General features: G+C 54.9%; 19 protein-coding genes. 8 read left to right on the top strand and 11 right to left on the bottom strand.

Annotation, left to right across the window (positions count from 1 at the left end):
• Positions 1 to 9: 9 nt before the first annotated feature.
• The 3 genes from J0X19_RS18205 to mazG form a co-directional block, all read right to left on the bottom strand.
• The gene (locus tag J0X19_RS18205) at positions 10 to 633 is read right to left on the bottom strand and encodes an ExbD/TolR family protein (RefSeq protein WP_206985844.1); all 624 of its coding nucleotides are present in this window, start codon (positions 631 to 633) and stop codon (positions 10 to 12) included.
• A 67-nt stretch (positions 634 to 700) separates the two neighbouring features.
• Entirely contained in the window at positions 701 to 1,573 is an 873-nt protein-coding gene (locus tag J0X19_RS18200; RefSeq protein WP_206985843.1) for a MotA/TolQ/ExbB proton channel family protein, read from the bottom strand.
• A 257-nt stretch (positions 1,574 to 1,830) separates the two neighbouring features.
• Entirely contained in the window at positions 1,831 to 2,670 is an 840-nt protein-coding gene (gene mazG, locus J0X19_RS18195; RefSeq protein WP_206985842.1) for a nucleoside triphosphate pyrophosphohydrolase, read from the bottom strand.
• Between the two features lie 166 nt (positions 2,671 to 2,836).
• Here mazG and glmM point away from each other — a divergent pair, with 166 nt between their 5' ends.
• Positions 2,837 to 4,225, top strand: a complete 1,389-nt coding sequence (gene glmM, locus J0X19_RS18190; protein WP_206985841.1) for a phosphoglucosamine mutase — start codon at positions 2,837 to 2,839, stop codon at positions 4,223 to 4,225.
• Positions 4,226 to 4,394: 169 nt separating this feature from the next.
• Complete coding sequence (locus J0X19_RS18185) at positions 4,395 to 5,537, top strand: cysteine desulfurase family protein (RefSeq protein ID WP_206985883.1); 1,143 nt, start codon at positions 4,395 to 4,397, stop codon at positions 5,535 to 5,537.
• A 79-nt stretch (positions 5,538 to 5,616) separates the two neighbouring features.
• Here the strand turns inward: J0X19_RS18185 and J0X19_RS18180 are convergent, their stop codons facing one another.
• The 3 genes from J0X19_RS18180 to J0X19_RS18170 all read right to left on the bottom strand — a co-directional run bounded on the left by J0X19_RS18180 (position 5,617) and on the right by J0X19_RS18170 (position 8,937).
• Entirely contained in the window at positions 5,617 to 6,543 is a 927-nt protein-coding gene (locus J0X19_RS18180) for a DUF389 domain-containing protein (RefSeq protein WP_206985840.1), read from the bottom strand.
• A gap of 188 nt (positions 6,544 to 6,731) precedes the next feature.
• Positions 6,732 to 7,955 carry a hypothetical protein gene (locus tag J0X19_RS18175; protein WP_206985839.1) on the bottom strand — a complete coding sequence of 408 codons (1,224 nt, stop codon included), beginning with the start codon at positions 7,953 to 7,955 and terminating at the stop codon, positions 6,732 to 6,734.
• On the bottom strand, positions 7,945 to 8,937 hold the full coding sequence (locus J0X19_RS18170) for a DUF2157 domain-containing protein (RefSeq protein ID WP_206985838.1): 993 nt from the start codon (positions 8,935 to 8,937) through the stop codon (positions 7,945 to 7,947). Before J0X19_RS18170 ends, J0X19_RS18175 begins: the two co-directional genes overlap by 11 nt.
• Positions 8,938 to 9,055: 118 nt before the next feature.
• On the opposite strand from J0X19_RS18170, the gene J0X19_RS18165 reads away from it, so the two are divergent.
• Positions 9,056 to 9,700 (top strand): hypothetical protein, encoded by a 645-nt coding sequence (locus J0X19_RS18165; protein ID WP_206985837.1) that lies wholly within the window; start codon positions 9,056 to 9,058, stop codon positions 9,698 to 9,700.
• Positions 9,701 to 9,733: 33 nt separating this feature from the next.
• Complete coding sequence (locus J0X19_RS18160; protein WP_206985836.1) at positions 9,734 to 10,252, top strand: PRC-barrel domain-containing protein; 519 nt, start codon at positions 9,734 to 9,736, stop codon at positions 10,250 to 10,252.
• 105 nt (positions 10,253 to 10,357) lie between these two features.
• Here the strand turns inward: J0X19_RS18160 and hemH are convergent, their stop codons facing one another.
• Positions 10,358 to 11,395: a ferrochelatase gene (gene hemH, locus J0X19_RS18155; RefSeq protein WP_206985835.1), complete on the bottom strand. Its 1,038-nt coding sequence runs from the start codon at positions 11,393 to 11,395 to the stop codon at positions 10,358 to 10,360.
• A 217-nt stretch (positions 11,396 to 11,612) separates the two neighbouring features.
• Between hemH and era the strand changes: the two genes are divergently transcribed.
• The 3 genes from era to J0X19_RS18140 all read left to right on the top strand — a co-directional run bounded on the left by era (position 11,613) and on the right by J0X19_RS18140 (position 14,399).
• Positions 11,613 to 12,509, top strand: a complete 897-nt coding sequence (gene era / locus J0X19_RS18150) for a GTPase Era (protein ID WP_206985834.1) — start codon at positions 11,613 to 11,615, stop codon at positions 12,507 to 12,509.
• A gap of 170 nt (positions 12,510 to 12,679) precedes the next feature.
• Positions 12,680 to 14,002, top strand: coding sequence for a ribosome biogenesis GTPase Der (gene der, locus J0X19_RS18145; protein ID WP_206985833.1), 1,323 nt, complete (start codon positions 12,680 to 12,682; stop codon positions 14,000 to 14,002).
• A gap of 142 nt (positions 14,003 to 14,144) precedes the next feature.
• A complete protein-coding gene (locus J0X19_RS18140) occupies positions 14,145 to 14,399 on the top strand; it encodes a hypothetical protein (RefSeq protein WP_206985832.1) in 255 nt (84 codons plus the stop codon).
• Between the two features lie 107 nt (positions 14,400 to 14,506).
• On the opposite strand, the gene J0X19_RS18135 is transcribed toward J0X19_RS18140, so the two are convergent.
• The 4 genes from J0X19_RS18135 to J0X19_RS18120 all read right to left on the bottom strand — a co-directional run bounded on the left by J0X19_RS18135 (position 14,507) and on the right by J0X19_RS18120 (position 17,868).
• Positions 14,507 to 15,073: a hypothetical protein gene (locus J0X19_RS18135; RefSeq protein ID WP_206985831.1), complete on the bottom strand. Its 567-nt coding sequence runs from the start codon at positions 15,071 to 15,073 to the stop codon at positions 14,507 to 14,509.
• 365 nt (positions 15,074 to 15,438) lie between these two features.
• Positions 15,439 to 16,239: an N-acetylmuramic acid 6-phosphate etherase gene (murQ, locus tag J0X19_RS18130; RefSeq protein ID WP_206985830.1), complete on the bottom strand. Its 801-nt coding sequence runs from the start codon at positions 16,237 to 16,239 to the stop codon at positions 15,439 to 15,441.
• 118 nt (positions 16,240 to 16,357) lie between these two features.
• Positions 16,358 to 16,645, bottom strand: coding sequence for a cytochrome b5 domain-containing protein (locus J0X19_RS18125; RefSeq protein ID WP_206985829.1), 288 nt, complete (start codon positions 16,643 to 16,645; stop codon positions 16,358 to 16,360).
• Between the two features lie 65 nt (positions 16,646 to 16,710).
• Entirely contained in the window at positions 16,711 to 17,868 is a 1,158-nt protein-coding gene (locus J0X19_RS18120; RefSeq protein WP_206985828.1) for a formimidoylglutamase, read from the bottom strand.
• Positions 17,869 to 18,068: 200 nt separating this feature from the next.
• On the opposite strand from J0X19_RS18120, the gene J0X19_RS18115 reads away from it, so the two are divergent.
• Positions 18,069 to 19,850: an AMP-dependent synthetase/ligase gene (locus J0X19_RS18115; RefSeq protein ID WP_206985827.1), complete on the top strand. Its 1,782-nt coding sequence runs from the start codon at positions 18,069 to 18,071 to the stop codon at positions 19,848 to 19,850.
• Positions 19,851 to 19,937: the final 87 nt, after the last annotated feature.

The following is a 19,937-nucleotide window of genomic DNA, read 5'->3' as shown; positions in this document are numbered from 1 at the left end:
TTGCGGGCGTTAGTTAGAGGCCACCGGCTTGTTTTCCAGGTCGGTGATGAGGTTGAAACGGTTGATATTCTTGTCTTGCAAGATCTGAATGACCTTTTTCACCGTCGCTACGTCCGCGTTGTTGTCGCCTTTAATGGCAATGAACGTTGGCTTGGCAATGGCTTCCTGGTTGGCTTTCCGTGCTTCCATCACCCAATCAATCAACTGGTTGTTGAGCGAGTCAATCGGAATACCTGTCTGGTTAACTCTTTTGCGCTGCTCGGTGCTGAGGCTTAGCAAACCGCCAAGCTGCTGCACGGGCACGCCAAAAGAGTTGAGGTTGCCAAAGTTCTTCTTTTGCTTCTCATTAAAGCTAACCCCATACTTGGTAGCTATTTTGTCGAGCAGCAAAGACTTGGCTTTATCACTCTCGAAACCGAAGAAAACGCGCTTGTCTTTATCGATTAAGAGACGGATAATGTTGCTTTCCGGCAGTTTGATGTCAGAAGTAGAAGAAGGAGTATCCACTACTACTACTTCTTCGGCAGCAAACTTGGTGGTGAGCATGAAAAACGTCACCAGCAGGAAGGCCAAATCCACCATTGGAGTCATGTCCAGCGAAGGATTCGTTCTATGGGGCTTTACTTTAGGCATGTGCTGGTCGGTTTAAGAATATTCAGATAAACGAAACTACCTGTTCCTTTATTGCGTGAACCGCAACTTAGGCCGTGTAAGTTTCATTGTCGCCGTGCTGCGAGGCGAAAGTCTGAATAATGCTGAAGCCGGCTTCGTCGATGCTGTAGGTCAGCTCGTCAATTTTGCTGGTGAAGAAGTTGTAGGCAATGATGGCCAGGGCCGAACCGGCGATACCGATAGCCGTGTTGATCAGTGCTTCCGAAATACCTTCTGCCAGTGCTACGGCGTCGGGGCTACCAGCTTGGGCAAGTGCCGAGAAGGCCTTGATCATACCGAATACCGTACCCAGCAGACCTACCAGCGTCGAAACCGAAGCAATGGTAGAGATGATAACCAGGTTCTTTTCCAGCATTGGCAGTTCCAGAGCAGTCGATTCTTCAATTTCCTTCTGGATGGCCAGTACTTTCTGGTCTTTGTCCATGCCACGCTCACGTGCCATTTCTTGGTACTTCAGCAAGCCCGACTTCACTACGTTGGCTACCGAACCTTTCTGCTGGTCGCAGGTGGCAATAGCACCGGTGATGTCGTTTACGTTCAGCTTCTGACGGATAGTGCGCACGAAGCTCTCGATGCTCTTGCTGCCTTTGGCTTTGCTGATGGTAAGGAAACGCTCGATAGAGAACGTAATTACCAGCAGGAACAGAGACATCAGGATAGGTACGATAGGACCACCTTTGTACACAATGCCGAGGTAGTTGCCTGGCAGTGCGGCATTCGCATTATTACCACCTACGAAGTTGCCTCCGTTACCCAATACAAAAATGTAAATGATGATGCTAACAACGATTGCCAGCGGAATAACGATGGCGGCAAACGCGGAACCGCCTTTTGCCTCACCTGGTGCGGCGGCCGGAGCGGCGGGCCGCACGTTCTTGTTTGTGGCATTCTTTTGTTCCATTGTTCCGGGGAGTTAAGGGAGTTGGTGGTGAAAGGTAAATTGGTGTTGAAAAAGGTGAAATGAACGGAAGGAACGCCCAAATACAATAGCGCCCCGCTCACGTCATGCTTTGCGTAAAAGCAAAGAACATGGGTCTATTTTGTGCGCGGGGCAATCTGGGATTCAGTCGATCCTTGGCAAACCTAAGTAAAAACCTTAGTGCCGCCAAATGAAATCGGGGTTTAAACGCTCCAATGGGCTAGAAAGCCGCAAAAAAGTTAGTCCTTACTCTCCGGTGATTTAGAAATGAAATTATATTTTTTTGCCTGTTCCCAATATACATCCATTTGGGAGAGTGTCAAGTCTCGCAGCTGATGTCCGTCGTGGGCAGCCTGTGTTTCAAGATATTGGAACCGATTTATGAATTTCCGATTGGTGCGTTCGAGGGCTTCTTCGGGGTTGATACCGGCGTGGCGAGCAAAGTTGATGAGCGAAAACAGCAAGTCGCCAAACTCTGCCGCAGCACGCTCTTGGTTGATGGAAGATGGGTCGGGGTGAGCAAATTCTGCTTGAAACTCCCCTAGTTCTTCTTGAACCTTATCCCAGACTTGCTCGGGCTTTTCCCAATCAAATCCGGCACCACGGGCTTTTTCTTGGATGCGCATGGCTTTTACAAGCGCAGGCAGCGAGGTAGGTACGCCACCAAGTACCGACGTGTTGCCTTTTTCCTTCAGTTTTAGCTGTTCCCAGTTACGCTTAACAGTTTCTTCATCTTCGGCTTTCACATTGCCGTAAATGTGTGGGTGGCGGAAGATAAGTTTTTCGCACTGGGCGTTCAGCACATCTGCCACGTCGAAGTGGCCTGTTTCGGAAGCTATTTTGGCGTAGAAAATCAAGTGTAGAAATACGTCGCCGAGTTCCTTTTTCAGGTCGGGAAGGTCGTGGCGGATGATGGCGTCGCTGAGTTCGTAGGTTTCCTCAATGGTGAGGTGGCGCAGGCTTTCCAGAGTTTGTTTCCGGTCCCAAGGGCATTCGGCGCGAAGGCGCTCTAGCACATCGAGTAAGCGGCCAAAAGCGGCTAGCTGCATTGGGCGGCGGTCGGGCGAGTTATATTCCATTACACCAAATATACAACGCTTGTGGGCAGTGTGCCTTTTGGGCGTCCGAGTAAACAGGGCATTCCGTATAGGGTTTCAAGTTTCCGGTAACGTCAGCTTTGCTAGCGCTGCAGTAGCGAAACCAGGGAGGTTTGCCTACTTTTGCGCACTCAAAAAAAATTAGCCTGTGGCACTCATAAAATCAATTTCGGGGATTCGGGGTACTATTGGCGGAGCGGTTGGCGAAGGCCTAACGCCCCTCGATATAGTGAAATACGCCGCGGCCTTCGGGACGTGGGTTCTTGATAAAACGCAGAACAACACAATTGTTATTGGCCGCGACGCTCGTATTTCGGGTGAAATGGTGAGCAAGCTGGTGGCCGCCACGCTGCAAGGCTTGGGCATCAACGTAATCGACTTAGGCCTAAGCACCACCCCGACCGTGGAAATGGCGGTGCCGGCCAAAAAAGCAGGCGGCGGGATTATTCTGACGGCTTCGCACAATCCCAAGCAGTGGAATGCCCTGAAATTGCTCAACAGCGTCGGTGAGTTTATTTCCGATGCCGATGGGCAGCAGGTACTAGCGCTAGGCGATGCCGAGACGTTCAACTTCGCGCCCGTAATGAAGCTGGGTCAGTACAGCATCGACGAGACGTTTTTGCAGCAGCATATTGATGCTATTCTGCAGTTGCCCTTGGTGGATGCGGCAGCCATTAAAGCCAAAAACTTCCGCATTGTGGTGGACGCCGTAAATTCGTCGGGTGGGTTTGCTGTGCCCCAGCTGCTTGAAGCATTAGGCGTTGAAATCATCGAAAAGCTGTTCTGTGAGCCTACCGGTGACTTTGCGCACAACCCCGAGCCGCTGCCCGAAAACCTGCGCGACATTGCCAAAACGATGGAAAAAGGCTCCTTCGACTTGGGTATTGTGGTGGACCCCGATGTGGACCGGCTGGCGCTGGTGAACGAAGACGGCTCGATGTTCGGGGAGGAGTATACGCTGGTAGCCGTAGCTGATTATGTGCTACAGCAGAACGGCGGCGGCAGCACCGTAAGCAACCTCAGCAGTACCCGCGCCCTGCGCGACGTAGCCGAGAAGCACGGCGGCAGCTACACCGCGGCGGCGGTAGGCGAGGTGAACGTGGTAACCAAAATGAAGGAAACCAACGCCGTAATTGGCGGGGAAGGCAATGGGGGTATCATTTACCCAGAGCTGCACTACGGCCGCGACTCGTTGGTGGGTATTGCGCTGTTTTTGAGCCATCTGGCTAAATCCGGCCTGACCATGACCCGGTTGCGGGCTTCGTATCCGAACTATTTCATCTCGAAAAACAAGATTGAGCTGACACCGGAAATCAATACCGACAAGGTGCTGGAAATGATGGAAAAGCGCTACGCCAAGCAGCCTGTCAATACCATCGACGGTGTGAAAATCGAATTCGACAAGGAGTGGGTGCACCTGCGCAAGTCGAATACCGAGCCGATTATCCGCATCTATGCTGAGTCGGAGTCGAATGCTACGGCCGACCACTTAGCCAATAAAATCATTGCTGACATAAAAGAAATTATCAATTCGTAAGGTAAAAGGGGCTTTTGCTGCGGATTCCAGCAGGAATTGTAGCTGAAGCGTAGATAGGTGTTAATGAAGGCCGCGGACCATGCTGCCTGAGAAGAAGAGGATTCCGGCTACCCGCCGGAATCCTTTATTTTTGCCGCCACTATCACCCACCCTCAAGCTGTTGAACCACATGACCGTGTACTTCGATAACGCCGCCACCACCCCGCTGGACCCTGAAGTGCTGGATGCTATGCTGCCCTTTATGCGGGAGCATTATGGCAACCCCAGCAGCATTCATGGCCACGGCCGACAGGTACGCGCCGCTATTGAAAACGCCCGGAAAACCATTGCGCACCTCATCAACGCCGCGCCCGCCGAAATCAGCTTTACCTCCGGAGGAACGGAAGCCGACAATTACGCAGCTTTCGGTAGTATCCGGACGCTGGGGCTGAAACACGCCATTACGTCGCCGCTAGAACACCACGCGGTACTGCATACTTTGCAGGCGCTGGAAAAAGCCGGAGATATTCAGCTGAGCTATCTGCGCCACGATGAGCAAGGGCGGTTAGATTTAGTGCACTTAGAAGTACTGCTGGCCACCAACCCGCGCACCTTCGTAAGCCTGATGCACGCCAACAATGAAATCGGGAACCTGAATGATATAGCAGCCATCGGCGAGATTTGTGCGCGCTACGACGCCGTGTTCCACACGGATACGGTGCAAACGATGGGGCACTACCGGCACGATGTGCAGCAGTTGAAAAACCACTTTTTGGTGGGTTCGGCGCACAAGTTTCATGGCCCGAAAGGGGTGGGCTTCCTGTATCGTCGGTCGGGGCTGATGATTGATGCTTTGCTGCACGGTGGCTCGCAGGAACGTAATCAGCGGGCTGGTACTGAAAACGTGTACGGCATTGTAGGCTTGGCTAAGGCGCTGGAAATTGCCTACCGCGGCATGAGCGAGCATCAGCAACACATTCAGGGGCTGAAAGACCGGTTTATTGACAAGCTGCAACAACAAATTGAAGGCGTGGAATTTAATGGCACTTCGGCTCAGGCTGATCAGAGCCTGTACACAGTGCTGAACGTGAGCTTGCCGCCCTCCGAGCTAAACGAAATGCTGCTGTTTAACCTCGACATCAACCACGTATCGGTGTCGGGGGGCTCGGCGTGTACCAGCGGTGCCAACGCGGGGTCGCACGTGCTAACTGCCCTGGGCTGCGACCCTGACCGAGGCGCCATCCGCTTTTCAATGAGCAAGTACAACACCACCGAGGAGGTGGACTACGCCGTGGAGCAACTTGCGAAGATGTACCGGAAAGTAGCAGTGTAAAACCGAAACAGACACACAGTAAGTGGGCGGTTGTAGCAGCAGTTTATGGCTGTTGCAACCGCCCATTTGTTTTGGCTGCTTACTCGCTGGGTTTGCGGCGGTGTAGAAACAGCTGCTTGGCTTGAAAAATAATCAGCCCCAGTACCACCACCAGCGCAACATCAAGGCTGAGCCGCGCAAGCCCTTCCAGCGCTAAGTGCGAGCGGCCCAAGGCTAGGCTGCACCCAATCAGGGCAGCAGCGGGCATCGTCACCAGCGCAATCAGGGCTCCGGCAATAACACTGCGGCGGTAGGCTGCAATAATGATAATACCGGCCGCTGCCCCACACCCCGAAACCAGCATCGACTTCAAATCGGGCTGCGACATACTTATGACTTCTGGATTGGTGGCTAGCTCTTCGGCCGAGGATGCCCCAGTGGCTGCCATTAACAGCATAGTAAGGCACGCGGCGCCAATAAACAGCGAGTAGCCCAGCAAAGTAGAGCGTAACCCCCGCCAGGTAACGTGCCACCGTTGCAGCACCACACCCAATGGCATGGCGGCTAGCGGCTCGAAACCTGGGGCTAGTATGCTGGAAGCAATAAAGGCTGTGGCCTGCGGTACTGGCTTCGAGACCAAGCCTACCGCCGCTATAATGCCGCCCAACGACATCAGCAGCATAAAATTGGCTGTTGGCCGCCCTTGGTGTCGTAAGCCCGATTCAATTTCCTCCCAGATAGCCTCGTCTTTGTCGCCCATAATCAGGGAAGCCTGGGAAGGGGACATGAGGCTGCTCAATTCCGAAGAGGCCACCGATATCTGCTCGGGCGGCAAGGTGTTTTGCAGGTGACGAAGTACAGCATCGGTGCCGCGGTTCAGTACCTGCACCGTGATAATATCACCAGGTGGTTTGCGGGAGGCCCCCGGCTGCACGCTTAAGCTGATAACGGTTTCCAGCGCAGTAAGCTGCTGGCAAAGTAGTTCGGTGGTGGCAGGAGGTACGGTAATAGAAAAGGTTCTATGCATCAGGCAAGGAGGTAGAATCCGGCAAGGGTTGAGCTACCTTGTACGCAACCTCCACCTTTTGGCTTGCATGAAATACCAAAAGGCCTGACCTGCGAAACGCTTGGCATTGCGCTTCTTATCGCTTCATACTAGCTGGTGGTGATAGGCTATACCACTTGCACACCCTGAAGAAATTTCTGATTGCTTAACTAGAAGCTGCCATCGGCGCCGCCACCGCCCGAGCTACCGCCGCCAAACTGGAAACCGGGGGCTACGGGTTGCGGCACAGTGGCTGTTTGCGCGACAATCAACGATTCGAGGTTGAATTTCTGGTTGTCTTCCTCGCCATCGGGGGCGGCGGTGAGGCCGTGCCGGGGCGTGCGCAGGTAGCGCGCCACCCACAGCATAGCCGCAACGAGCACACTTCCGGCCAGCGTGGCAGCTACTTCAGGCGGTAGGAGGGAGCGGTAATAGCGGAGCGTGAAAAAGGAAAACCCAACAATCAGCAGTCCTACCCATAGCCAAATTCGGTCGAAGCGGCGCAGGCCTACCACCACATACACCACCGGAACAGTGGCCGTAAAAACGTAGAACACCCACGCAAATGGTATTTGGCTGGAAGCCAAAGCGTCACTGAGCAACGCGTTGCCTTCCCGCACCACCCAATAATTGCCTCCCAGATAAAACGTAACCAATGCCAGGGCCTTTAGTAGCGTCAGGCAAGGCTTATAGTAGAGGTAGTCGGGGCGGTGAGTGAGGCGGCGAACCAGCAGGTACGCGCCGCCAGAAGCCAGCATCAGCACAAACGGCAGCAACAACCGCCCGCCCGGAAGCTGTAAGCAGCAATTAGCCAGAAACAGCAGATAGGTAAAGTAGGCCGCTGCGGCCACCACTCGGTCGGCGTAGCGGATGGTGGCGGCCAGTAGCAACGCCAAAATCAGCAGTAAGGCTACCGTTATATGCGGGCTGAAGAGCAAAAAGCCTCCGTAGTAGATATCCGGTTCATTCTTAGTGGCAACATACAACGCCAGAAACAGCAGCCAACCCAACGTAGCGTAGAGCAAAGCGTTATCAACGCCGGAGTGGTAGAGCCGGGAACTGCGGATAGAGGCTTCTAAAATAAACAGGCAACCTGCTGCACTTAAAGCAGCCGTGGCAACAAGAAGAAGTTCTTCCTGACTGCTGCTGTTATGAAATAATCCTTCGTACAGGAACAAGCCAAGGAAGCCGGAACCTGCCAGCGTACCAATGCCGGTGAACAGGAAAAGCGTAACCCGCAGAAAAATATTGGGCCGGTAATAATCGAGGGGATAGGCAGCCCGCACGGCAGCTAGCTGCGGTTCCGTGAGTAACCTCCGCTTCTGCCAGCTATTGGCTGCTGCCCACATGGCTTGGTGGTGTGCCCAGCGCGGATTGTAGGCTTTAACGGGCATGATACAAACCTAAAATCTTCTTGATATTGACGAAAAGCAGCACCACGCCCAAGGCTGATAAGGAAAAGTAGAGCATAACCAAAAAGGCGGTGGCTTCGAAAGTGGAAGCATCAACGAGCTGCAAAAACAGATAGGTAAGCACGATATAGCCGTACACCACGCCCATCAGCAGAAACAGGTAGGAGTGCGTCCGGCGGGCATACCACACCAAATACCCACTCAGCACTAAAATCAAGACGCCCGCCTCGAAAGCAGAAGGCCAGGTGTTGGGATAGAAGTTCAACAACGCGGCCGTGGCCGCCAGCAACGTCAGGTTGGCACCCAACGAAATATACGTGAAGCTGAAATGCCGCTTCCAATTCTGAAATTCCGCTACCAACCCCACTGCCACCAGCACCAACCCCAGCGCAATGGCTGAGCCGCTCAAACTGCGGAAGTTGTTGTCGGTGAAGGCGGAAAGCGGCGCTACTGATACGCCCACCCACGAAGCCAGCGCCGTAACAGCCATCGACAGCACTCCGCGGTGGTCGAAGAGGTAGGCCAGCCAGAAAAACAGCGCGGCCGGCAGGAACACCGCCAAGCCGTAGCGGCTCCCGAAGACACCGTATTGGTACTGCACGTAGCCTTCCAGACTCAGAAACAGCAAGCAGCCCAGTAGCAACACGTAATCAGGCAGGAAGCCGGCGCGGGGTGCTTTGCCCCAGCTGAACGGTACCCGGTGCCGCGCCGCGTAGCCGAAACAGGCCGCCATTAGTAGGGCCATAACGGTAATAAGCACGCCGTGCCCGATTTCATCGATGTGCTGGTAAATCAAGGCGCCCAGCCCGCCGGCTAAGAGCGTGATGCCCAGGTACAGCAGCGTCCGAACTTCATAGTGGATGGAAAAGGGCCGGGTGTGCTCGTCGTGGCGGATGGCCTCAGTCTGCGGCGGTGTCACGAGGCCTTGTGCTTGCAACTCGTCCAGTAATTGGTCGGAACACATAAACCGGCGGTAGTTAGCATTAAAGGGATGGAAGTAAACATACCAACTTCTCCGGAATGCGTATGAGGGCACTGCGCGGGCTGCCAACAGGGGCAGCCACCTAACCCGTATGCCTCATATGGCCGATATTAATATTCAACGCAAAAAGTCGTCACCGAGCCCCTGGCTACTGATTTTACTAGTAGTGCTGGCGCTGGGCGCCCTTGCCTGGTACTTGCTGCGCGAGGATAGCAACCAGCAAGCTGCCGCTGAAGCCAGCAGCCCTACAGAACTAGCACCAGCCAACGCAGACTCTGGTGCCACGCCACGCCCCACCGAACAGAATGCCGTAGGCGACATGGCCACCGCCGAGCCCCTGCCCACACCCGAAGCCCTGGCCGCCGCCGCCCAGCGCGACCCAGCCAGCCCTAATTATGCCCGCAACGGACTGCGCGTACTCAGTGCCGTACTAGTAGACCTAGCCGACCGTGCCGACCTGCGCGACCCTGCCGTAAACGAAAAGCGCGACGTACTCACCAGCGCCACCGCCCGCCTCGACGATTCGACGGCCAGCCTGCGCCCTGGTTTCGTGGCGGCTACCGGGCTCATGCAGGCCATGCAGCAGAAAGCCTACCCAACCCTGGAGCCCACCGTAGCCGACCTGATTACCCGTGCCGGCCAACTCTCGGGCCGCAGCACTACCCCCGACGACCAGCAGCAACTGCGCGACTTTTTCACGCGCGCCACCGAAGTGGTGCGGGTCCTGAACGAGCCAGGTACTTAGTATTTCGATTTTCCGCCTCTCATCATCACCTCTGTGGAACCAACTCCTATTCCTTCCGCCCAAGGCATGCACCTGCGTCGCCTCCGCGACTTAACCGAGTTTGAAGTAGCCGACGGCAACCCCGATGTGCGCGGCTGGTCGGTCCGGGGCGGCGACGGCAAGAAATTCGGCGACGTAACCGAGCTTATTGTAGAAGAAGAAGCCCTGAAAGTCCGCTACCTTGATGTAGAGCTAGATGCCAGCCTCAACATCGACAAGCACGAGCGGCACATCCTGATTCCGGTAGGCGTGGCTGCTCTCGATGAAGAAGGCGACAATGTATTCGTGCCGTCGCTCACGCTGGATTCGGTGCTGGATTACCCACCTTACGCCGAGTTTCAGATTACCCGCGAGTACGAGGAAGCCATGTTGCGCGCCCTGAAACTACCGCTGCCCGAGCACGGTACCGGTAGCTTTTACGAGCAGTCGCCCTTTAGTGAAGACAACTTCTACCAAAACCGCCGCCCCGCTCAGCTTCCCGGCAGCTTCCGCCGCCGCGACCGGCAGGAGTAATTGGTGAGTTGGTGAGATAGTGAAATGGTGAGTTTGACGTTCTGGCTGCGCGAACGGCGTCAGTGGAACGTCAAACTCACCATTTCACTATCTCACCAACCCGCCTCAGTTCCGGTGAATCATGTCCACCACGGCTTTCACCCAGGTGGGGTGCGAGTTCAACGACGGTACCAGCTGCCAATGTGCTCCGCCGGCTTCCTCGAATAGTTCCTTGAACTCCTCGCCTACCTCAATGGTGGTTTCTAGGCAGTCGGCCACGAAAGCGGGGCTGAAAGCCAGCACATTTTTGATGCCTTTGGCTGGCATCGGTTTCAGAATTTCGTCGGTGTAAGGCTGTAGCCACGGGTCGCGGAGGCGGCTTTGCAGGCGGCTCTGAAACGCTACCGTGTACTGATCAGGGCTGAGGCCGAGGCCGGCGGCTACCAGCCGGGAGGTTTCAAAGCATTGCGCCCGGTAGCAGTAGCGGTTGTTCTTATTGTAGCTGTTGCAGCAGTTGCCCAGCTTGCAGTAGCCGTTGTGGCTCCCCTTCAGCACGTGCCGCTCCGGAATACCGTGGTAGCTGAACACCACATGGTCGTAGGTGTGCTTGGCCATTTCCACTTTGCCCAGCTCCACAATAGTGGCAATAAAGCCAGGGTCGTTGGTGAACGTGCTGATAAACGAAATGCTGGGCACCACCCACCACTTGCTTACAATTTCCATCACCTTTTCCTGTACCGAGCCCGTGCTGGCCGCCGCGTACTGCGGAAACAGCGGCAGTACAATAATCCGCTCCACGGCCGCGGCGCGCAGTTCGTTCAAGGCCTTCTCAATGCTAGGATTCTGGTAGCGCATGCCAAACGCCACTAGGTAGTCGCTACCGAGCTGCTCCTGCACCAGTTTCTGCAAATCGAGGCCGTGGTAGAGCAAGGGAGAGCCCCGTTCGGTCCAGAGCTGCTGATAGATTTTGGCCGACTTAGGCGCACGTAGGGGCACAATCAACCCCTGAAACAGCGGGTAGCGCACCGCGGCCGGCATATCAATTACGCGGGCATCGGTCAGAAATTCGTTGAGGTAACGGCGCACGTCGCTGGTTTGCGGCGAGTCGGGCGTGCCGAGGTTGACGAGCAGGACGCCGATGCGGCCTTTGGTGGAAGCGGGCATTTTAATATGTAGCTGTTAGCTGGTAGCTATTGGCTGTTAGCTCTGTTATCAAGCAAGACAGCCAGCGCCTACTAGCGCAATAGTGAGTAAGTGTGCCTTAAACCAAAAAGAGGGCCTTTTGGTCTGAATTCAACTGCAAAAAAAGCTAATAGCTGACTGCCAATAGCTAACAGCTAAGAATAACCGTACCTTTGCAGGCCAATTTCCAGATTCTGAAGTGAATACCGAACCTACCCCGCACCGCGCTGGCTTTGTGAGCATTATCGGCAAGCCCAACGTGGGCAAGTCTACGCTCATGAACGCCCTGATGGGTGAGCGGCTCAGCATCGTGACCAGCAAGGCCCAAACCACGCGCCACCGCATCCTGGGCATCCTCAACGGCGACGATTTCCAGCTCGTCTACTCCGATACGCCGGGCATCATCCAGCCGAAATACGAGCTGCACAACGCCATGATGTCGTTCGTGTACTCGTCGCTGGAAGACGCCGACGTAATTCTGTTCGTAACGGATATCTACGAAAAGCACGACGAGGAGCCAGTGGTGGAACGCCTGCGCAAAATGGTAAACACGCCCATTCTGCTGCTCGTCAATAAAATCGACCAGGCCGACCAAGCCGAGGTGGAAGCCAAAGTGGAGTACTGGCAGCAGCAGCTGCCTAATGCTGCGCGGGTACTGCCCATTTCGGCGCTGGAAAAATTTGGTACCGGTGAATTACTGGATTTGATTTTGGGTTATCTGCCCGTTCACCCGCCGTACTACCCCAAAGACGAGCTAACTGACAAGCCCGAGCGGTTTTTTGCCGCTGAAATGATTCGGGAGAAAATCTTTAAGCTCTATAAAAAGGAAGTGCCTTACAGCTGCGAAGTAGGCATTGAGGAGTTTAAAGAAGACGACGACATTATTCGGATGCGCTCCGTTATCTACGTAGAGCGGGCCAGCCAGAAAGGCATCATCATCGGGCAGGGCGGCGCTGCACTGAAAAAGGTAGGCACCTGGGCCCGAGAGGAGATGGAGAAATTCTTCCAGAAAAAAGTGTTCCTCGAAATCTACGTGAAAGTAGACGAGAACTGGCGCACCGACCCCAAAGCCCTTAGTCGTTTCGGGTACCAATAATCTAGTGCTTAGTTGTTGGTGCTTTGTGCTTAGGTCGTTCTATCAGCAATGTCAGAATGACCTAAGCACGAAGCACCAACAACTAAGCACTAAAAACCTCCGACCATTCTTCACTTAACTACTCCGGGCACTGCCGAACTTGGTCGGGCCGGCGGCTGGAGTCAGAACCAATGAAAAACACAATTGCTATTGTGGGGCGGCCCAATGTGGGCAAATCCACCCTCTTCAACCGCCTCGTTGGCCAGCGCAAGGCCATCATGGACGATGAAAGCGGCGTAACCCGCGACCGGCACTACGGCTACGGCGACTGGACCGGCAAATACTACACCGTAATTGATACGGGTGGGTACGTGCACAACTCCGACGATATTTTCGAAGGCGAAATCAACAAGCAGGTGAAGCTAGCCATCGACGAGGCCGACGTGGTGCTGTTTATGGTGGATGCCATGGCCGGCGTGCACAGCCTCGACGAAGAATTTGCCAATGTGCTGCGTCGCTACCAGGGCAAAAAGCCCATCTACATTGTGGCCAACAAGGCCGATACCAACGCCCGTATTCACACTTCCGGCGAGTTTTATGCCTTAGGTGTTGGCGACGGCGAGATATTCCCGATTTCCTCGGCCAGCGGTTCCGGTACCGGCGACCTGCTCGATATGGTGGTTAGCCATTTCCAGGAAGAAGGCGTGGAAGACCCCGACCTGGGCATTCCGAAAATAGCCGTAGTAGGCCGCCCCAACGTGGGCAAGTCCAGCTTCGTGAACCTGCTGCTTGGCACTGAGCGGAGCATCGTAACCGACGTAGCTGGCACCACCCGCGACTCTATTCAGGCGCGTTACAACGCCTTCGGCAACGAGTTTATTCTGGTGGATACTGCCGGTTTGCGCCGCAAAACCAAAGTGCACGAAGACGTAGAGTTCTACTCCGTGCTGCGTTCCATCCGGGCCTTGGAAGAGGCCGACGTATGCGTAGTGATGCTGGATGCCACCCGCGGCATTGAGGCGCAGGACGTGAACATCATCGGCCTGGCCGATAAGAACCGCAAGGGCATCGTGATTCTGGTGAACAAGTGGGACCTGATTGAGAACAAGGAAACCAATACGGCCAAGGAATTCGAAGAGAAAATCTACGAGAAGATTGCGCCGATTGCCTATCCGCCCATCATCTTCACCTCGGTGCTCACCAAGCAGCGCGTGCACAAGGCCATCGAAACGGCCATTGACGTGTACGAAAATAAGCGCCGTAAAATCCCGACTTCCCAGCTCAATGAAGTGATGCTGAAGGAAATCGAGAAATATCCGCCGCCGGCTACCAAAGGCAAAATGGTGCGCATCAAGTACGTAACCCAGCTGCCCACGCACAATCCGGTGTTTGCTTTCTTCTGCAACCTGCCGCAGTACGTACGGGAGAGCTACGTTCGGTACCTGGAAAACCGCCTGCGTGAGCATTTCAACTTCACTGGCGTACCGATTGGCATCATCTTCCGGAAAAAATAACGGGTCGGAAATAATTTTTTTGAAATGGCGGGTTACCTATTGCAGGCTCGTGTATAAAGCTGTGTAATTCGTCGTGGCGCTTAAGTGAAACGGTTGAATTGCACCTCAAAAACGACTTTCAATTTCCAAACAACCCCCTACCATGAAAAAAGTATTGTTCCTCGCCCTGGCTGCTGCTTCGTTCACCTTCGCTTCTTGCGACAGCAAAACTGAAAACGCTCAGGAAGCTGGTGCTGAAAACGTAGAAGCTGCTGGCGAAGCCAAAGCTGACGCTATGGAAGAGCAGGCTGATGCCGTTCGTGACTCTGCTGATGCAACTGCCGACAAAATGGAAGATGCTGCTGACGCTACCGACGCTCCAGCAACTACCGCTCCTGCTACGACTCCAGCTCAGTAATTTCTGCTGGTCTCTTTAGACGCAAAAGGGGCTCCCCATACGGGGAGCCCCTTTTTGCTTTTATAAATTCGTGGGATGGAGAGTTTGCAGGGATATTGCTCCCGGCATCAACCTAGCCGGCGGCTAAGCAGTCCATCTACCACCTCAAACAATTTGCGTGGGGTGTAGGTCCGCCACGGCAGCTCATCAAGCTGGCCGCCAAAGTTCACGTAGTTGTCGATGTTGTACTGGCGCATCTCGCGGATAACGTGCTCCTGGAAGTTCACGGCCGCAATCCAGCCGTCTTCCACATCCTCGAACCATTCCTCGTAGTAGTCGTCTTCGGAGCCGTGGAAGTTGAACACGTTTTCGCCCACCAGAATGAATTTGCGGATGCCCTCGTGCGTCATCAAATCAATGATGTTGCGCTTGAGGTGCATGATATCGTTTTCAATAGCGTCGTTCCACTCGCCAATAAACTCGATGACGGCAATACCCAGCTCGTAGTCAACGAACAGGATTTTCAGAAACAGGGTATCCGAGTCGAGACTGTCCCACTGCGGATGAATGTAGTAGCCGTAAATGGTATTTACGTAGCTGTCGAGGCTGTTTTCAGCTTCAAAGAGCGGCGAGCGGGGATCTTCGGAAGCCGAATATTGCTCGATCCAGGCGTAGTGAGGTTCAATGGTGTGCATGGAGCTACAGATTACTTCTTCCTCAGAACGACAAGCAGAAGCAATGTGTTCAGCTAAAAGAAAACCGCATTATAACGTCCACATATATAGCGACCAAGTTCCTATAAACAGTTCGGGTAAGCCTAACAATAAGAGAATAATACTGCTCAGCCGGCGTCTATTTCGCAGGCTGAGCCAGCCGGCTATAATTAGGAAGATGCTCCACGGGAGCAGAAGAAACCCAGCATCTGCAATACCCATGATAGGGTCGTTAGGCTCTAGCTGCCAGGCAAAACGCAGCAGAAGGCCCTGCATTAGCACTATTGCTATTATAAACCAGACAGAATATGTGCTGTATAACCGATAGACATGCATTACTTCACTGGTTAGTGCTTCTGTGCATCCAGCGCCGCCCGCACCGAGCCGTGCTGCCGGAGCAGCGTCGCCGCGGCATCCTGCTCGATTCCTAGCTCGTCCATCAGCATCCGCTCGCCCCGGTCTACTAGCTTGGCGTTGGAAAGCTGCATATCCACCATCTTGTTGCCCTTCACGCGGCCTAGCCGGATAAACGTGGCGGTGGTAAGCATATTGAGCGCCAGTTTCTGCGCGGTGCCAGCCTTCAGGCGCGTGCTGCCCGTCACGAACTCCGGCCCCGTTACCACTTCCACTGGAAACTCAGCCGCCGCAGCCACCGCCGAGCCGGCATTGCAGACGATGCAGCCCGTGGCTAAGCCGTGCTTACGGGCCTGTTCGAGCCCCCCAATTACGTACGGCGTACGGCCCGAAGCGGCAATGCCCACCACAATATCCTGGTCGTTGATGTTGTATGCCTCTAGGTCGCGCCAGGCCTGTTCAGCGTCGTCCTCGGCGTTTTCTACGGCTTTGCGGATGGCGGTGTCGCCGCCGGCAATCAGGCCTACCACTACGCCGTGCGGCACCCCAAACGTGGGCGGGCACTCTGAGGCATCGAGCACCCCCAGCCGCCCACTGGTACCCGCCCCGATGTAAAACAGCCGGCCGCCTTTACCCAGCCGGGCCACCGTGGCTTCTACCAATGCCTCTAGCTGCGGCAGCGCCTTGGCTACCGCCTGCGGCACCGTCTGGTCGACGCTATTCATGCCGGCCAGGAGATGGTGCGTTGAAAGGGTTTCCAGGTGGTCGAAGTAAGAAGGGCTTTCGGTGGACATTGTAAAAGAGGATGAGAAAGTAAAGAGCAAAAAGAGACTGGAGCGGCAGGCCACTAAAAGAGCCGGATGCGGAACAGCAGTACGGGCTGTTTCCTGACTCTCAGGTGCGCCAATTCATTTACCCCAGCCGCCCAATAACCGTGAATTTATCGAATACGTTGGCGTTGTGGGGCGCGTCGTGGTCTAATTCCCGGGTCAGGTCCTGGCCGGCCCAGTGCTCGTAGTGGTTGCCCCGTTTCCAGAGGCGCGAGCGGCTGACATCGTATATCAGCCCTTGGTATGCCACCCAGATTTCGTCCCGGTCCTGGCCATTACGCAACGCGAGTTGGCCGCGCGAATACACCGGCAGAGCGTTTTCCGCTGTGGGTTTTTCGTTGTTCGTCTCCAACGATGAAAGATCATTCATGCGGGCAAGACAGCTGAAAAGGGTGAAGCCACACCAAAAACGAAAAGCAAATAACGAAAAACCAATTACCCAAGCAGCGCCTGGGTCAGAAACCACCGGTTAGGCATGTCGCCCTGGGCGGCGTGAATGTAGTCTTCGTAGGAGCACGGAATAATGCGCTTCACGCTACTGTTAGCAAGGCTTTCCACTTCCAGCCACCATTTTTCGGTGTGCTTGGATTTGTAGAAAACCAGCTTGCCAGGTGTTTCGCGCGAATCGGGTAACCCTACCGCGTAGCGGATGTAGCGCTTGCTTTGGAAATCGGGCTCAGGGCAGCGGTGATAGTAGCCTTCCACAAAGTACCATAGCATAGTAGCCAGCACCGAGGCGGCCAGCCCGTGCGAGTCGTGGTCGGGACGGTAGCCGTAGAGCCCGAACGACGTGAGCCGGTCGTTGAGGCCGGCGTACCAGGCCAGCTTGGCGGCTTCCTCGTTGGTGAGCCCGAAGGGGTTGGCAGGGTAGTAGCCCGGTGCATCGTTCCAGCGAATGGCCGCAATATCGAAGCTCACAAAGTCGGCGTGGCGCAGCAGCGGCTCCGCCTGCCGAATATCGTCGCGGACTTGCCCCAGCCGTAGCCGGTCGAAGTGCATCTGCTGCAAGGCCGCCAGTACATCGGGCGCTACCAGGTATTGCTGGTGCGCCAGCTGCGCAAAGCTGAACAGGAAGTTGGGCTCGTGCATCAGCATGCGGCGCAAATGGCTGTCTTCGGGCCGGGAGCCATCCTGCTCAGCCATGTCCACCCTTGCATCAATAGTGGCAAAGCTTACGGTGCGCTCCAGCGTTTCATAGGCCAGAAACTGCCCGTAGTCGAGGTCGTGGGAGCCACCCAGCAGAATGGGCACAGTGCCGTGTTCGAGCAAGGCGCTGATAATTTCACGCAGCCGTTGGTAAGTGTCTTCCAGGGTCAGGCCCGGCCGCAGATTGCCTAAATCGGCTAACCGAACCACCCCAGCACCTTTCTGGAGCTGGTAGAAGCGGCGGCGCACCTCATCGGCGCCGTGCGTGGCTGGTGCCCCGGCGGCACTGCCCCGCCATTCATCCAGCCCGATAACGGCTAAATCGGCAGCGCGCCAGTCGGGGAACACGCTCAAAAACGGCGTCACGCGGGCCGCTAGCGTGGTAGCGGAAAAAGCAGAGGAAACTAGCTCTTCGGCGAGCGGGTCAAAAAAGATAGCCAGATTCATCGGGCGCGAACAGTGCGAACTGCAACAAAGCTACAGTAAATGCCGCCATACGCCACACTTAGCACGTATGAGTAGACCGGAAGCTAAACTTTACAAGAAAAAAAAGTGGTTATTTAAGGCAGTTGTTCCTGCGTGGCTGCTATGCGCACGCCTGTTTCGGAACCTGCCCTTCTCTGCCTACCCCAATCCTGCCCTATCTCATGGACATTCGTCGTTCCTTCGATGTACTAACGCAACTGCAACAGAAGTACAACAAGCCTAACTGTTTCGCCGCCAAAATAGATGGTAAATACGTGCCCATCAGCACCGATACCGTGGTGGAACAAGCTAATCGGGTCAGTTTGGGCCTACGGAGCCTCGGGGTTGGGAAAGACGACAAGGTGGCTATCATCTCCATGAACCGCCCCGAGTGGATGTTCGCCGACTTTGGAATTGCACAGCTGGGCGCTACCAGCGTGCCCATGTACCCGAGCATTACGGTGGAAGATTACAAGTATATCTTCGCTGATGCCGGCGTGAAAGCCGTTTTTGTATCCGATAAAAAGCTGCTGGAGAAGGTGCTTGAAGCCATTCAGGGCATGGATATTCCGGCTCAGAATGTATTCACTTTCGATAAAGTGGAAGGAGCCCGGCACTTCTCGGAGTTGCTGGAGCTCGGCAAGCAAGGCAACCCCGCCGACCTGGAGCCCCTGAAAGCCGCCGTGCAGCCCGACGACCTACTGACGCTCATCTACACCAGCGGTACTACCGGTAAGCCCAAAGGCGTGATGCTGAGCCACAACAACATCCTCAGTAACTGCCGCAACGCGCAACGCTTCGTGCCCGTCACGAAGGAAGATAAGGCGTTGAGTTTCCTGCCGTTGTGCCACATTTTCGAGCGGATGGTAACCTATATCTACCTCATCAACGGCGTAAGCATTTATTACGCCGAGAGCATGGAAACCATTGCCGAGAACCTACGCGAGGTGAAGCCCGAAATCTTCACCACCGTGCCGCGCCTGCTGGAAAAGGTGTACGACAAGATTGTAGCGAAAGGCCACGAGCAAACGGGCATCAAGAAAAGCCTGTTTTTCTGGGCCCTGGACCTGGGTTTGAAGTACGACAACCAAAAAGACAACGGTTTCCTGTACAACACCCAACTGGCGCTGGCCAACAAGCTCATCTTCAGCAAATGGCGTGAGGCACTAGGCGGTAACCTGCGCTGCATTGTAAGCGGTGGTGGGGCGTTGCAGCCTCGCTTAGCGCGGGTGTTCTGGGCCGGCGGCATTCGGGTGATGGAAGGCTACGGCCTCACCGAAACCTCACCGGTAATTGCCGTGGGCGGCTACGAGCCCGAAAACAACATGATTGGCACCGTAGGCCCCATTATTGATAACACCGAAGTGAAAATTGCCAAGGACGGCGAAATTCTTACCAAATCGGAGTCGGTAATGAAGGGCTACTACAACAACCCCGAGCTAACGGCCAAGGAGTTCGACGAAGAAGGCTGGTTCCATACTGGCGACATCGGCGAGATTGTGGACGGTAAGTTCTTGAAAATCACCGACCGTAAAAAGGAAATGTTCAAGACCTCGGGCGGCAAATACATTGCCCCGCAGGTACTCGAAAGCAAAATCAAAGAGTCGCCGCTGGTAGAGCAGTGCATGGTGGTTGGCGACGGGCAGAAATTCGCTTCCGCCCTTGTAATTCCTGCCTTCGACGAGCTGAAAGGCTGGTGCAAGCGCAACGGGGTAGACAGCAATGGCTCCACGGAAGACCTCGTGAAAAACGAGAAAGTGGTGAAGATGTACGAAGACTTAGTGCACAAGTACAACAACAGCTTTGCGCAGTGGGAGCAGGTGAAGAAAATTGCGCTGCTGCCTAAGCTTTGGACCGTAGATACCGGCGAAATGACCCCGACCATGAAGGTCAAACGCAAGGTTATCACCGAAAACAACAAAGAGTTAATCGAGAGCCTCTATCATCAGGCTGAACGGCGCTAACATCGGAAACGGCCCTACTTTTTGTTGGAAAGTAGGGCCGTTTTGGTTGTAATAAGTTAGATGAGTAGCGCGAGCGGGACAAAACAT

Origin of the sequence: Hymenobacter telluris (genome assembly GCF_017313265.1) — a bacterium.
GTDB classification, from domain to species: Bacteria; Bacteroidota; Bacteroidia; order Cytophagales; family Hymenobacteraceae; genus Hymenobacter; species Hymenobacter telluris.
Note: the sequence above shows the minus strand (reverse complement) of the source record. Positions and strands in the feature narration are given on the sequence as shown.

Bases quoted from the DNA above. Each gene is read 5' to 3' on its own strand.
- J0X19_RS18205 (WP_206985844.1), bottom strand. From the start codon at position 633: ATGCCTAAAGTAAAGCCCCATAGAACGAATCCTTCGCTGGACATGACT.
- J0X19_RS18125 (WP_206985829.1), bottom strand. From the start codon at position 16,645: ATGAATGATCTTTCATCGTTGGAGACGAACAACGAAAAACCCACAGCG.
- mazG (WP_206985842.1), bottom strand. From the start codon at position 2,670: ATGGAATATAACTCGCCCGACCGCCGCCCAATGCAGCTAGCCGCTTTT.
- J0X19_RS18140 (WP_206985832.1), top strand. From the start codon at position 14,145: ATGAAAAAAGTATTGTTCCTCGCCCTGGCTGCTGCTTCGTTCACCTTC.
- J0X19_RS18200 (WP_206985843.1), bottom strand. From the start codon at position 1,573: ATGGAACAAAAGAATGCCACAAACAAGAACGTGCGGCCCGCCGCTCCG.
- J0X19_RS18115 (WP_206985827.1), top strand. From the start codon at position 18,069: ATGGACATTCGTCGTTCCTTCGATGTACTAACGCAACTGCAACAGAAG.
- J0X19_RS18185 (WP_206985883.1), top strand. From the start codon at position 4,395: ATGACCGTGTACTTCGATAACGCCGCCACCACCCCGCTGGACCCTGAA.
- murQ (WP_206985830.1), bottom strand. From the start codon at position 16,239: ATGTCCACCGAAAGCCCTTCTTACTTCGACCACCTGGAAACCCTTTCA.
- J0X19_RS18170 (WP_206985838.1), bottom strand. From the start codon at position 8,937: ATGTGTTCCGACCAATTACTGGACGAGTTGCAAGCACAAGGCCTCGTG.
- J0X19_RS18135 (WP_206985831.1), bottom strand. From the start codon at position 15,073: ATGCACACCATTGAACCTCACTACGCCTGGATCGAGCAATATTCGGCT.
- J0X19_RS18180 (WP_206985840.1), bottom strand. From the start codon at position 6,543: ATGCATAGAACCTTTTCTATTACCGTACCTCCTGCCACCACCGAACTA.
- J0X19_RS18175 (WP_206985839.1), bottom strand. From the start codon at position 7,955: ATGCCCGTTAAAGCCTACAATCCGCGCTGGGCACACCACCAAGCCATG.
- J0X19_RS18165 (WP_206985837.1), top strand. From the start codon at position 9,056: ATGGCCGATATTAATATTCAACGCAAAAAGTCGTCACCGAGCCCCTGG.
- J0X19_RS18120 (WP_206985828.1), bottom strand. From the start codon at position 17,868: ATGAATCTGGCTATCTTTTTTGACCCGCTCGCCGAAGAGCTAGTTTCC.
- der (WP_206985833.1), top strand. From the start codon at position 12,680: ATGAAAAACACAATTGCTATTGTGGGGCGGCCCAATGTGGGCAAATCC.
- hemH (WP_206985835.1), bottom strand. From the start codon at position 11,395: ATGCCCGCTTCCACCAAAGGCCGCATCGGCGTCCTGCTCGTCAACCTC.